The sequence below is a fragment of the Kamptonema formosum PCC 6407 genome, assembly GCF_000332155.1.
In the GTDB taxonomy this organism is placed as follows: domain Bacteria; phylum Cyanobacteriota; class Cyanobacteriia; order Cyanobacteriales; family Microcoleaceae; genus Kamptonema; species Kamptonema formosum.
Map to the genome: position 1 here is coordinate 30,034 of NZ_KB235903.1, position 13,499 is coordinate 43,532.

Genomic DNA, 13,499 nt, shown 5'->3' on the forward strand with positions numbered 1-13,499 from the left:
AACTAAAGTTTTGTTATCGCTCGCTCTGACACAGGAATATAGGGTTGACTATGACCTTCACGCTTGACGCGCAGGCGAGACTGCCATAGCGACCAAGGCCCTGGTAGATGGCTCAATGCTTCATGAAGCACTAGGTATATGGGATAATCAGTTTGACCTTTCAATCGGGATTTAATGCGCGAGGCGTGCCATAAAGGAAGATCAATTCCTAATAGTAGTAGCGATCGCAAATCTCCATCTCGTAACAAAGTTGTCAGTTGATAACTAACAATTCCTTTACTATAATTGTGCAATTGACGGCGCAAAGCAGGTAAATCCTGGCGATGTTTATGCCAAATAAAGGCTTGCGGTTCGTAGGCTACTGTATAGCCAGACTTAATTATTTTATAGAACAAATAGGTATCTTCTCCCACACCAGAAGGCATTCCCGCGCCTAAAGCTTCATCCATCAAACCAATTTCAGGATAGCTAAAAATATCGGCTCGGAAAGCAGCATTAGCCGTCGCCCCCAGTTTCCACGCCGGAACAGCGTAGCGCCAAGACCTTCTGAACCAGTCCCCCATTCCTTCAAAAGGTTTAAAACCACGCCCCAAACCGCCTTCGCCGTATTGTTCAAATAACCACTGGGGTTCTGTTTCCATTTCTATGGGTAGAACGTTACTGGTGACGGCCATGACATCTGGTCTAACAAAGGGAACCAAGAGTTTTTCCAACCAACCAGGGGGGAGTCCCACATCGTCATCTGTTGTCACTACAATGTCACCAGTGCTGGCTGTGATGCCCGTATTGCGGGCATAGGCGAGTCCTTCGCGGGGTTCTGTAATTAAGATAACGTTCTTAAATTTGGCAACTACTGGGGGTGTTAATCCTGAATCTGGATTGTTATCAACGATGATGATTTCTACTTTTCGGGGTGACTTTTGGGCGGTTAATTGGTTAAGGCAATTGTGCAAGTCATCGGGTCGGGAGTAAGTGGCTACAACTACAGATACCGAAACGTTTGCTGGTAAACTTAGAGGAGTTGGGTATTGTGTTTTTTCTGCTGGTTTGTAGTAGCTTCTCAAATAGGCGATCGCTTCTGCCGCACGAAATTGGTCGCTGATATTGCGAGTTGGATTGAGTAATTTGAGTCCAAATTTTTCACTTAATAGTTGTCGCAAATAAGTTGCGCTAATTGGTTCGTAATAGTTGGGGATGTCAAAATGTGCGATCGCCGATCCCTTCCAAGTCACAAACAGCCGCACTGAGCTATAATCTGTCACATCAGTGAGGGGATTTGTCACAGATTCCGTCAGTTCTAGGGTTCGGACTGCCCTTCCCCCTGGATATTGAGGTTTCTGTGTCAATGCTTGATTTTCCAGCGGTTCTAGGGGAGGTAAAGGGCCAAAAGTAGCTTCAATTTCAGCGGCAATTTTGCGTGCTTTTTGATAAGTTGTCAAACCTATTGCAGAACCCCATAGTTCAGCTAAAACTAGATCGTGAGGTAATTTAGTAGCCTTCATTAATAACAGAAACAAACTGCGTAAATGCCACCACCTTAGTAGCCAAAATGTTACTTTCAACAAAGATAAACCTTCGTCTGGATAGGCAATAGCTTCGCGCAGAAAAAACGCAAAACAACCGCCATTATTTTTAAGTTGTAATTTCAACTTTTTATATTCTCGTCTGTGGCGATGTTTGACTAAGGCATTGGGTTCATAAATTAACAGATATCCTTCTTTCAGCGTGCGGAAAAATATTTCTAAATCCTCGCCACCATTAGTTATCGTCCCTACACCTAATGCCGGATCGAAATAGCCAATTTGGGCAAACAGCGATCGCCGAAATGCCATATTTGCGCCTGTACCGACTATCCAAGGAGTTGAGATAAACGACCAGGGTAACTTTTGGCCGCGACTAATTTGATATCTTTTTGTCTCGAAACCCCGACCAAAACCACCATTTTTTTCAAATAGAACTTGGGCTTCAGTTTCCAGTTCATAAGAGACGACTAAACCAGTAACAGCCATTACTTGCGGTTCTTCAGCAAAGACTTGGGCTAGGGATTTTACCCAACCCGAATCGACAATTACATCATCATCCGTGTATGCAATAATTTCACCTTTCGCTTCAATAATTGCTCGGTTTCTTGCCCACCCTAAGCCCGGTCTTGGTTCTATAACATAGCGTACTTGGGAATATTTATTTTTTATGAGTTGCTTGGTAGCATCTGATGTAGGGGCGTTGTCTATTACTAATAAATCGAGGTAGGGATAATTGAGATTGACTAGACTATTAAGACATAATTCTAAATCGGCGGTGCGATTGCGGGTACAAACTGCGACTGTAACTAAAGGCCAATCTACCCTCCACTTGAGAGGAGGTAAATCTAATAAATCCTCAAATTTCCATCCTGTCGGGGGGGGTGTCTTAAAGAGTCCTTTCTCTAAAAGATGAATAATAATTTTTTGATGGTACTGTTCTAGAATAAGTTTGCTGATAGTGTTAGCGCTGACTTGTCCTGCTGTCACGGGCGCACTGACATACCCGATTGGTCTACCATGTAGACGTACCAATGCTTGCAATCCCATAAACCCGTCCAAATTCTCAATAGTAACGAGGGGATGGCTCAACTCAATGTCTATTACCTTGATTGGATAAAGCACGTAGCTGATACTCCTGGGATAGAGGCTTGCAATTTGATTATATAGCAGTTTTCAATTGGGTAGCTACTACCAACATAAGCGATTTCACATTTAAGTTGCTTCTTAAGCGCAGCAAAAAAGTAACGTGACAACGGAGTACTGGCAAAGTCAATGTCATGGGAGCTGTGAGATTTTATAACCGCAAAAAAATTGTTAGATGGATCTTAAACTTTTTCTACAAATATGGACTATACCTTATAAAATCAGAACTGAAGGATATAAAGATTAATAAAAGGTTAAAAGTTTAAGGAATGATTAATTAAATAAAAATAGTGCAAACTACTCGAAACAGACTTAAAATAAAGTTAAAGATAATTGTCATAGCACGTCTATTTTGTCTATAATACCTAGACCCAGCTATCCCTTATTTCAGGAATATTAAGGATAGTTTGTGAAAATAAAGCACATTTAAGTGCTTCGTTACTTACGTGCTTAGGATATCTATCCTACTCCAAGTCATATTGTCATACATCCTTAGTTTTAACTCCCATTAATTTATGCTAAACACTTCCACCAGCATCGAAAAGTTAGTTACACCCCTGCCAGAGACTTCCAGGCAAGACCTCCGGTTAGACTCAACTATTCAAGAGCTTCCGCTTTACAACTTTCAGGTTAAACCCACCGATTTAGGGATGAAAGTAGCTCAAATGTTTGAAGCTTACCCCCTCTTACCAGGAGTTATTTTGACCGACCAAAATCATTTTATCGGTATGATTTCTCGGCGGCGGTTTCTCGAATATATCAGCCGTCCTTTTGGACGAGAACTATTTTTGAAGCGACCTTTAAAGTCCTTATATCGGTTTGCTCAGACTGATACTTTAATCTTTCCTAGCGATACATTAATAGTAGATGCAGCTCGTCGTTCCTTACAGCGATCGCAAGAACTCCTTTACGAACCAATTGTAGTACAACATCCGCCTCAAGTTTACCGAATGTTGGACGTACATGAACTACTCGTCGCTCAATCTTACATTCATGAATTCGCCACTAAGTTGCTACGACAACAAACCCAAGCTCAAATGATTCAAACAGAAAAACTGGCGAGTTTAGGGCAAATGGTAGCTGGAGTAGCGCACGAAATTAGAAATCCCCTTACTTGCATTTTAGGAAATTTAGGTTTTTTGAAAAACTACTCTGAAGACCTCCTGCGGTTGCTGTCTGCTTATGATGTAGAAATTGCTAACCCCAGCCAAAAGATTGAGGAAATTAAACAAGAGATAGAATTTCAATTCTTACAAGAAGATTTGCCAGAAATCCTTCAAAGTATGAAAATAGGAGCAGATCGATTAAATGAACTTGTTACTAGCCTCCGCAGTTTTTCTCACATGGACGGGGGAAAACGTAAGGAAGCTAACATTCACGAATGTATCGACAGTACGCTTTTGATTCTGAAAAATCGACTTAAACACAGCATTAAAGTAGTTAAAAACTATGGAGTTTTACCTGCAATTAGCTGTTATTCAGGTCAGCTCAGCCAAGTTTTTATGAACTTAATTAGCAATGCAATTGACGCTCTGGAAGAAGTACAGGATGAAGGAAAAGAATCGCGAGCGATCAAAATTGAAACTGAGCTAATAGAAAGTCTTGAGGGAGACTGCGTGAATTCTGAATTAATTTTCAACCATGCCATCGCTCGGAAAGAAGAGGTAAAATCTTTATCAGTGGTCAGCAATCACCACGAATTGAGCGATGAGGAAAAGGAAGAAAATATAAAAAATGACTCTTGGATAGCAATCAGAATTTCTGACAATGGCCCAGGAATTCCTCCAGAAATTCAGCGCCGAATTTTTGAGATGTTTTTTACTACTAAACCTGTAGGTAAAGGCACGGGTTTAGGTTTAGCAATCACTCATCAGATTGTAACTGAAAAGCACAAGGGAAAATTGAACTTGCACTCTACTCCGGGTACGGGAACTGAATTTGAAATTTTGTTACCTTTGGTTTATGACTGAATTTTGCTTTCCCTTCAAGGATGTAAAAATAGTCAACCCAGCAGAAGCCAGACGGCTGTTTGAGCAAGCCAATCATTTTTGGTTTGAAGAAGGATGCTATCACCAACTTTTACCGCTTTATCTAGAAGCCCTCAAAAATCCACTCTCTTCCTTTTTTAAACTTCTTCATCAACAACCAGCCCCCCTTTTGTCAACATTTTATGGAGATCCAAAATGCTCATCATCTTTTCACGATAAGAAGCTGTACCTCGTAAGTATTCATCATTAGCCGAATGCAAAGCAGCAGGAACAGTCGTAATTTCTGAGGTATTTAAGTACATCACATCCAGAACTTCATCAGCCACGATACCAGCAACTAAATCAGCTATTTGTATCACGATGGCTTTTGATAGAGGATCTGCGCTCGCGATTGGTATATTTAAAACACTGCGAATGTCAATTAACGTTACAATTTCTCCTCGCAAATTCATGTTACCCACAATATAATCTGGAGTGCAGGGAATGGGCGTAACTTTTCGTATATCTGTAAACTCCCGTACTACTTCTAAATTTAGTCCAAAGTATTCACCATTCAAAGCAATAACTGCCAGCGGAAACGTACTGGCAGTGAAATCACGATCGTCTTCTTTTCGCCTTAAATTATTAGCTCTTTGCCGAAAAATCGCTTTTTCTTGGGGCGTAGCATTGGGGCAGAAAACTGGCATTTCTAGGAAATAACTCGAATCTTCGCTTACAAGGTCTTGATCGGTTCCTTCTTCTAAACTTTTTCTTTGCACATCCTTTATTTGCTGAATGACCTCTTTTTTTTTCTGAGAGTAGCTAATTACAATTTCAGGATTAAGCAGCATCACAATATCGGCTTCAATTTGGGCAATTCCAGTTACAAAATGGTGGGATTGATTTGTATTCTCGCGCCCGTAATATAGCTGTGTTTTTATTACTTCAGTTGAGATATTTTCTACTTCCTGAACTTGGTTGACAATAATCCCAACTCTAAATCCTTGATGCTCTATAACAATCGTACTATCTGTCAAACAGTATTCTTGAGAATGGTATCCGAAGCGAAGATTGAGATCCATCACAGGCAAAATTTCGCCCCGTAGGTTAATCACGCCAACAATATCGCGGGGGGCTTCTGCAATTGGTGTCAACTCTGGTAGAAAGAAAATTTCCTGAACAGCAGCGGCTTCTATACCGTAAAGAGAACTGTTTTGTCGGAAAATAAGATAGGGTTGAGTTTTCATATTTAATAGTTAAATTTATTGAATAGATAGTTTTACCAAGATTGCTTTGACATATTTTAGTAATTCACTAGCTGTAATTTTACCCTGCTGTTCTATTAAAGTATCGGGGGGTAAAGTTTTGAGAAGTTCACAAGAGGTTGCATACATTTTTTTTGCTCTTTTAACATTCCCTTCTCCAGCGTAAATATTACCTAGATCGAGATATGCAGAGATGAAGGATGGACAAAGATAAATAATTTTTTTTAACAAATTTTTAGCTGCTTCTACGTCTCCATTTTCTTCAGCGATATGAGCGAGTAAGTGATAAGGAAATACTGATAAAGAATCCACTTGTATAGCTTGGTGACAGTAATTAATTGCCTGCTCATATTTACCTAAATTTGCATAAATCTCAGCTAGCAAGTAATAAGCTTTAAAATTATGAGGATACAGATCAATAACTTGTTCTGCCTTTTTAATTGCCTCAAAATAAGTTTTATTCTTGCAAAAAGCTTCTGCCTCTTGAAGAAGATTGATACCTGCTCTCTGCCGCTCTTTTTCCACTGTTAATGAAGATGAAATCTGTCTGGTATTAACAGTATTATTTTCTTCAGGTTTCCCATCGCTACTCCGCAAAATATTATCAACAAGTTCGCGAACTTTTAGCGGTTTTGGGGTTTCCGTTGTATTGCTAATTGGAAATAGGACTGGCATTTGCAGCGTTGGTGATAAAAGTGAATCTTCTCCTAGTGGAGACACTCTCGGCTCAAGTTTAGCTGTAGGTTTAATCTCGGTTTCTGCTAGCTTTTCAGGAGCAGAGCTGTTAGGATCTAATCCTACCAACTCTTGCTGAGAGTTATTAGTAGCTTCGCCGATATTATAAATGTATGGTGGCATTCGAGAAACTTCTTTTTGACCTACCTCACTACGCTGATAAATCACTGATTCTGGAAAAATAATTGCTCGGAATTGATCGAGAACTTGACCGTGAAGTTCGGCATGGCTTGTCATTAAATATCCCCCTGCTCTCAGCGTATTGTAAAACTTTTTTAGGACAAGAGCAATGTACTGTGCTTCAAAATAAACAAACACATTTCTACAAAGTATCAAATCCATATTGTTAATATCATCAGATATATTGGGATACTCATCTTTTACTAAATTTCCATATCTGAACTTTACATTTTTAACCAGTTTTTGTTCAATGATCCATTCATTTTTATGCTGATTGAAATACTGTTGCTGGAGTCCGGGATTAACAAGACGAAACGACCAAGGGCTATAAATTCCCTGTTTTGCTTTTTCCAGGGCTTCTTCATTAATATCTGTTCCTAAAATTAGGATATTCCAATTCTCCCAATCGGGAAGAAGTTTTTCAAGGAGAATGGCTAAAGAATATGCCTCTTCCCCTGTTGAGCATCCAGCGCTCCAAATTCTGAGAGAAGGGTTCAAACCAGAAGCTTCTTTGAGTTGATTTTTATATTCTATTATTTGGGGTAAAATAACTTTTTCTAATAGTTTAAATTGCCCTACATCGCGCAGAAAATAACTCTCAGTTGTGGTTAAAAGGACGATTAGTTTCCGCCATTCTTTTTGACTTTGTTCCGTATCTGCTTCTAAAAGTTGATAATACTTTTCTGGTATAGATAAATTAAGGTTTTTCATCCGCAGAACAATCTTCTGAGATAAGGCTGTCCGATCTTGGGGGCGGATATGCAAACCTAGATTATTAGCAATTAATTGTATAAATAATTCTAAATGTCTATCATTCATGCTTGATGACTCTCAGTTTCATACTTGCTCTGTCTTAATATAGCATTTCCATTAGGTAGCTACCGCTTTTAATTAGCCATTAGCCATTACCCATTAGCAAACTTGACATTCTTAATTGCTGAAAGTCGATTTGTAGCATTCACTTCCCTAAACCAGGGGTATCTGAATCCAGAACTCTGCACCCTTTCCTGGTTCTGAGATACACTTGAGGATACCACCATGTTTTTCAACAATAATGTGGTGAGAAATTGATAGTCCAAGTCCCGTTCCCTTACCCACTGGTTTAGTAGTGAAGAATGGGTCAAATGAACGATTGATGACTGGTTCTGCCATTCCTGGGCCGTTATCAGAGATCCGAATCACTGCAAATTTACCAGCGGCTATTGGTGACAAAGAGCTGTCGTCACCTTCTCCATTCATCACCTCTGTGCGGATAGTGATAATACGAGGAGCGGGTTGGTTTTCTAAAGCATCAATAGCATTGCTAATAATATTCATAAATACTTGATTTAGTTGACCAGCACAGCATTCAACTAAGGGGAGATTCCCATATTCTTTGATAATTTTAACGTTCAAATTTCCCCCATATAAATTGAACCTATGTTGTAGAATCAGCAGGGTACTATCTATGCCTTCATGAATATCCACTGGTTTTTTATCCGACTCGTCAAGGCGAGAGAAATTTCGCAAAGACATCACAATCTGACGAATCCTGTCAGTGCCTAGCTTCATTGAAGAGATCAGTTTTGGCAAATCTGCCGTGAGAAATTCTAAGTCAATAGAATCGGCTTTTTCCTGAAGTTCTGGGTCTGGATTCGGGGAATATTTTTGATAAAGGTGCAATAAATCTAGCAGGTCTTTAATGTAGTCAATCGCATAAGTTAGGTTGCCAGAAATAAAGTTGATTGGGTTGTTAATTTCATGGGCAACTCCGGCAACCATACTACCTAAAGAAGACATTTTTTCGGTTTGAATTAGTTGTGTTTGAGTTGCCTGCAATTTATGCAAAGTTTCAGCAATCTGTTGAGCTTGAGTTTGGGCAGTTTCAGCACTATCTCGTGCTTGGGCGTAGAGTTCAGCTTGGTCGATCGCGATCGCTAATTGATCTGCAACTGCTCGTAGTAATTCTACCTCGGAATCGCTCCAAGGTCGAAGTTTTGCTGAACTATCTGCAAATTCTGCTCCTATTTCATAGTCGCTCTTGGGTGGATTATACATACCGCAGCTAAATGCTCCGATCGCACCAGAATGCGTCTGAATTGGCAGTGCTAATATGGAAGCGTAGCCCCAAGACATCAAAAATCGCCGCATCACAGGTTCTTCAAAACCTGCAACATCATCCAGTCGGATGATTTCTAGGCTTAATAGTTTTTCAGTGAAAGCACCAACTTTTTCCACAGGATAACTACCGAGAAGTGTTGGCAAGCCGGGATTCGTCGCTTCTTTAACTACTTCCCAATAGGAGTTTTGAGATTTGAGATTGCTTCCTTGCACTCGCAATGCCAAACCCTGTGGGTAGACTACGCCAGCCTGGTTTTGAGAAATTGCTTCACTTTGCTTTAGTTTGCTTCCTTTCTCGTAAGACTTCCTTGTTCGCAACCCTTCGTCGCGCCTGGTAACACTGTGAGGTTTTGAAAGATTGTTTTGTCCCTGATAATACTCCGCAGTTTTGCGAAATTGCTTCAGTTTGCTTTCTTCATCCCAAGGCTTTGCACCTTGTACCTCTAAACTCTGCGGGTAGGCTTCGCCAACACGGTTTTGAGTTAAAAATGTCAGCTCAGAATTAAAACTATAATTGGCTGAACTCTCTCTATTTGTGGATTCACTTTTAATTGTTAATTCTTCATTGTTAATCACCTCTGGTCTGTACCACATGAATAGACACCAGTCGAGTTGCAAAAGACTCTGAATTTCTTGTACTGCTGTTTCTAGAATTGTATCCAGTTCTAAGGAGTTACGGATCTGGCTAGCGAGTCTAAATAGTAAAGATTCTCTACCTGCCCACGATCGCGCGCGGTCAATTGCTATGGCGATCGCATTTGCAGCCCAACCTAGTACAGCCCGCCCACGTTCAGTCACAACTTGAGTGCAAACCACCACTACCCCTACCAAGTGCTCTTCTACAATCAGCGGATAGCCAGCTAAGGTTTCGTTTTCTTGAGCGGGTATGATGTAAGGCTGTCGATGTTGAGCAACAAACCCGATCGTCGAGATCCCAAAAGGAATACGGTCAGAAAATTCTGCGGTGGGAGGTTGTTGGCCCACAAAGGCTTGCAGTTCCAGCAAGCGCGTTGCTCTGTTAAATATCCAGATGCCGACAAAATTAGCATCGAAGGCGTGCATTATTCTCTGGGTGCAGCGGTTGAGAATTTCTGGCAAAGTGGTACTCTGGGCGATCGCAATCCCAATTTCCGACTCCAGTATGGAAAGGCGATCTTGAGTTTGGGAACCTGCGGGTAGAATTTGTGGACTCAACTCTCTTTCCCTCGATAGTTGTGCCTCTTGGCTGCAAGTTTCCCCATCTGCGATCGCGACTTCCGGCTCTGTTTCTGTTTTTTCCCTTAGTAAAAATTTCTCTTGAGTCTGTTGATTTAGTTTACTTTCAGCGCGATCGCCTTCCCTCAAGACATTGGTAATATCTGTCACCGTCGTGACTTGAAACTGTCGGTTATCTTCCCTGACGAAAGGGGCCCTTGTCACCCAGACATCGCGCCTCTTGCCATCTTTGGTGATAATTTGCCCACAACCCGCGCCTTCTGAAGACCCAGCAATCAAAGTATCCTGTAACTTTTTGGGTTGCTTCAGAGCGATCGCGCAGCCCGAAGTACTAACACCATTGGATTTTGGATTCTCGCCGAGCAATTCCGCCGCCGACCAACCGCAAAGCAGAATATAAGCGGGGTTGACCTGAACAAACTGCCCTTCCTCATCTGTTACACAGATGCCAATTCCTGCTATGTCCCAGATCGGCGGAATCATACTTTCCATAGAATGTCAAGTTTAAATCAAAAAAATTCAATCGCCACCTGCACCCGCTTCTGGAACACCAACTTTAGCGAGGGGTGTTACCCCTCAATCTAATATTTAATATCAATAACATTTACAGCTACTTTTGTCCAGGAAACGGGGGTTGCGTCTTGCTGATGTCAAAGGGAAGATGGATTGTCAATAAACTGTGCCTTCCCTGCTTTTCCACCTTGTAGAGCATAGTTTGCGTATCTTCAGGATTCGCTTGCGGCACTCGGAGGATTTGACTAGGTGAAAAGGCGAGTAGTTTACCTTGATGATTGAAAAGCCGAATGTAGTATGTACTGCGATCGCTAATTCGGCGTTGCTGAATCAAGGCATGATAAACTTATTGTGCGATCGCAGACAAGCGAAAATGATTTCTTTGATTTTGATACGGAACTGGAACATCTGCAAATTTTAGATAGTGAATTAGTAACTGAATTGAATATCTTAGCATTTGTTCAGATTTAGAATAACAAAGACTTTTTCGTTTTAGGCGAGCCAAATAATGCCTTAATCTTGTATTTTCACCCTCAACTCTTATCATATATGTTTTGCTAATAATCTGATCTCCATCGGGAATAAACTTAGGGTAAACTTTCCATCCATCGGTCACATAAAAATGGCATTTCCATTTATTAACAATCTCCCATAGTGGTTCAAAGGTTCTGGCACTATGGTCGCCTAAAACCCATCCTAGAATACCTGGTTGAAAATGGTCTACTGCTGTCCATAACCAGGTTTTATTTTTTTTGAGCCAACAAATGTTTCTAATTCATCTAATTCTCCCACTTGTGGAGTTATTTCTGGCTCATAAAAATCTGGCAAGAGTTTTCCTACTTGTTTGACCCAATTAATGATTGTCGTATGATGCACATTTTTGACTCTCCCAATTGCTCGAAAACCCAGGCCATTGACATACATTTTGAGACATTCAGGACATTGCATAAGCTCTGCGTTTTGTGAAGTGTTATTTTTGGGCGATCTCACTCTCAAATCATCATACCCTAATTCACCAACGCCAAAATCCAGTAGGGGCAATTCATCAATTACCCCTACTTGTCCTAAACGTTCAAGCCGGATAAATCCGCAAACGACGGTTAGGTTCTTCGCCAAAACTGTGAGACTTCAGGTGATAGTGCTCAACAAGTTCATGTTGCATCTTACGAACGTGGGAAGAACGGGGTAAAAGTTCCACCGGTTGACCCTTGGGAATCACAATTTGCTCAACAGCTAAACGGGTTTCTTCCAAAGCTTCGATCTCGTCAGAAGAACCGCTATGAGCAAATAAACCCAAATCTGCCATTTCCGGGGTTCCGGGGTCATCCATATCTAACAACCGCCGCAAAGCTCTTGCTACTAGAGGCAAAGTCCCCGCTTTAATCGTGTGCAAAGGAACTTGGCGAGTTTTCGCTAAATGGCGGAGTTTTGACTGGTTGCGGACATTCGATCGCAAGGCCAACACCACATCCGCACTATCAATATCCTTCGTCAGCACCACAGGCAGATTCAGCGTTGCAATCACCTGTTCCAACTGATGACGCGGAATCCCATAAGGATAGATGTGCAGTGGTAAATCCTCACCATTCGGCCCAGCATTTCTGGAATAACGACCCTCTGGTAAAACTGGATCTACCGATAGCGACTCATCAAGCAATTGCTCAAAATACCTTGCCTCTGAAAGTTGCGCGGGTTTAGCAGCAAATTGCTCTTTCGGGGGCGGCAGTGGGATCATTTTCCCAGAACCGCGCCATCCTTGGGCTTCTGGAAATGTCGTTTTCCCCGACCCGAAAGACGATGCTCCCACGACTCCTGCTGGATTGGTAGGCACTGCTGCCATCTCCTGGCTAACAATCACTTCGCCAGAATCTCCAATACTTCTGACTTGCAAGTTTGGCTGTCGTCCTCGTAGCAGAATATCAACAGTTTCAGAAACGTGCTCGTGGATGACCCAACGCTGTCTTTCCAGCATTTCCACCGCAATCTCAAAAGTAGGTGGTGCTTTGCGTTCCAAAACCGTCTTCTGAGAACCCCTGCGCCGCGCCTCGTCATCTCCCAGCGTCACCGCCTGAATACCGCCGATTAAATCAGCTAGAGTCGGGTTTTTTACCAAGTTTTCCAGGCGGTTGCCATGAGCAGTTCCTACTAACTGTACTCCCCGTTCTGCGATCGTTCGTGCGGCTAATGCTTCTAGTTCCGTGCCGATTTCATCAATCACAATCACTTCCGGCATATGGTTTTCCACTGCCTCGATCATGACTTGGTGCTGAAATTCAGGGTGGGAAACTTGCATCCTCCGAGCACGACCGATCGCCGGGTGAGGGATATCTCCATCCCCAGCAATTTCGTTAGAGGTGTCGATGATTACTACTCGTTTCTCCAAGTCGTCGGCTAACACGCGGGCAATTTCTCGCAGGGCCGTTGTTTTACCGACTCCAGGGCGACCGAGTAGCAAAATTGACTGGCCCGTTTCCACCAAATCGCGGATTAAGCCGATTGTGCCAAAGACAGCGCGACCCACCCTTAAGGTCAGACCGATTACTTCGCCAGTGCGATTACGGATAGCGCTGATCCGGTGCAGAGTTTGCTCGATCCCAGCTCGGTTGTCCCCACCAAAGTCACCTACTCGCTGAATGCAATGGTTCAGGCTTTCTTTGGAAACAAGGGTTTCGGAAAGGTATTCAGCTTTAGATGGAAAGCGAGCTTCTGGGCGGCGACCGAGATCCATGACAATTTCAATGAGTCTGTCTCGCTGCGGATGTTGCTTTATTGGCCGCCGAATTTCTTCTGGGACAATATCTAGTAATTTGTTGAGGTCGTCTGTAATCTGCATTCGCCTCGATACTATTAGTTGCTAG

At 42.1% G+C, this 13,499-nt stretch carries 7 protein-coding genes and 1 pseudogene; 1 reads left to right on the forward strand and 7 read right to left on the reverse strand.

Going from position 1 to position 13,499, the window contains the following annotated elements:
* Positions 1-2: 2 nt before the first annotated feature.
* Entirely contained in the window at positions 3-2,645 is a 2,643-nt protein-coding gene (locus OSCIL6407_RS0105220) for a glycosyltransferase family 2 protein (protein ID WP_007356797.1), read from the reverse strand.
* 536 nt (positions 2,646-3,181) lie between these two features.
* On the opposite strand from OSCIL6407_RS0105220, the gene OSCIL6407_RS0105225 reads away from it, so the two are divergent.
* Positions 3,182-4,636 carry an ATP-binding protein gene (locus OSCIL6407_RS0105225; RefSeq protein WP_007356796.1) on the forward strand — a complete coding sequence of 485 codons (1,455 nt, stop codon included), beginning with the start codon at positions 3,182-3,184 and terminating at the stop codon, positions 4,634-4,636.
* 155 nt (positions 4,637-4,791) lie between these two features.
* Here OSCIL6407_RS0105225 and OSCIL6407_RS0105230 read toward each other — a convergent pair whose 3' ends face one another.
* The 6 genes and pseudogenes from OSCIL6407_RS0105230 to OSCIL6407_RS0105255 form a co-directional block, all read right to left on the reverse strand.
* Positions 4,792-5,880 (reverse strand): chemotaxis protein CheW, encoded by a 1,089-nt coding sequence (locus tag OSCIL6407_RS0105230; protein ID WP_007356795.1) that lies wholly within the window; start codon positions 5,878-5,880, stop codon positions 4,792-4,794.
* A gap of 15 nt (positions 5,881-5,895) precedes the next feature.
* The gene (locus tag OSCIL6407_RS0105235; RefSeq protein WP_007356794.1) at positions 5,896-7,632 is read right to left on the reverse strand and encodes a CheR family methyltransferase; all 1,737 of its coding nucleotides are present in this window, start codon (positions 7,630-7,632) and stop codon (positions 5,896-5,898) included.
* Between the two features lie 147 nt (positions 7,633-7,779).
* Positions 7,780-10,620, reverse strand: coding sequence for an ATP-binding protein (locus tag OSCIL6407_RS0105240; RefSeq protein ID WP_007356793.1), 2,841 nt, complete (start codon positions 10,618-10,620; stop codon positions 7,780-7,782).
* 118 nt (positions 10,621-10,738) lie between these two features.
* Positions 10,739-10,975 carry a hypothetical protein gene (locus OSCIL6407_RS32290; RefSeq protein ID WP_007356792.1) on the reverse strand — a complete coding sequence of 79 codons (237 nt, stop codon included), beginning with the start codon at positions 10,973-10,975 and terminating at the stop codon, positions 10,739-10,741.
* A gap of 12 nt (positions 10,976-10,987) precedes the next feature.
* Positions 10,988-11,577 (reverse strand): annotated as a pseudogene (locus tag OSCIL6407_RS32295) (IS1 family transposase); the annotation flags it as partial.
* 136 nt (positions 11,578-11,713) lie between these two features.
* Positions 11,714-13,474 (reverse strand): R3H domain-containing nucleic acid-binding protein, encoded by a 1,761-nt coding sequence (locus OSCIL6407_RS0105255; RefSeq protein ID WP_007353090.1) that lies wholly within the window; start codon positions 13,472-13,474, stop codon positions 11,714-11,716.
* Positions 13,475-13,499: the final 25 nt, after the last annotated feature.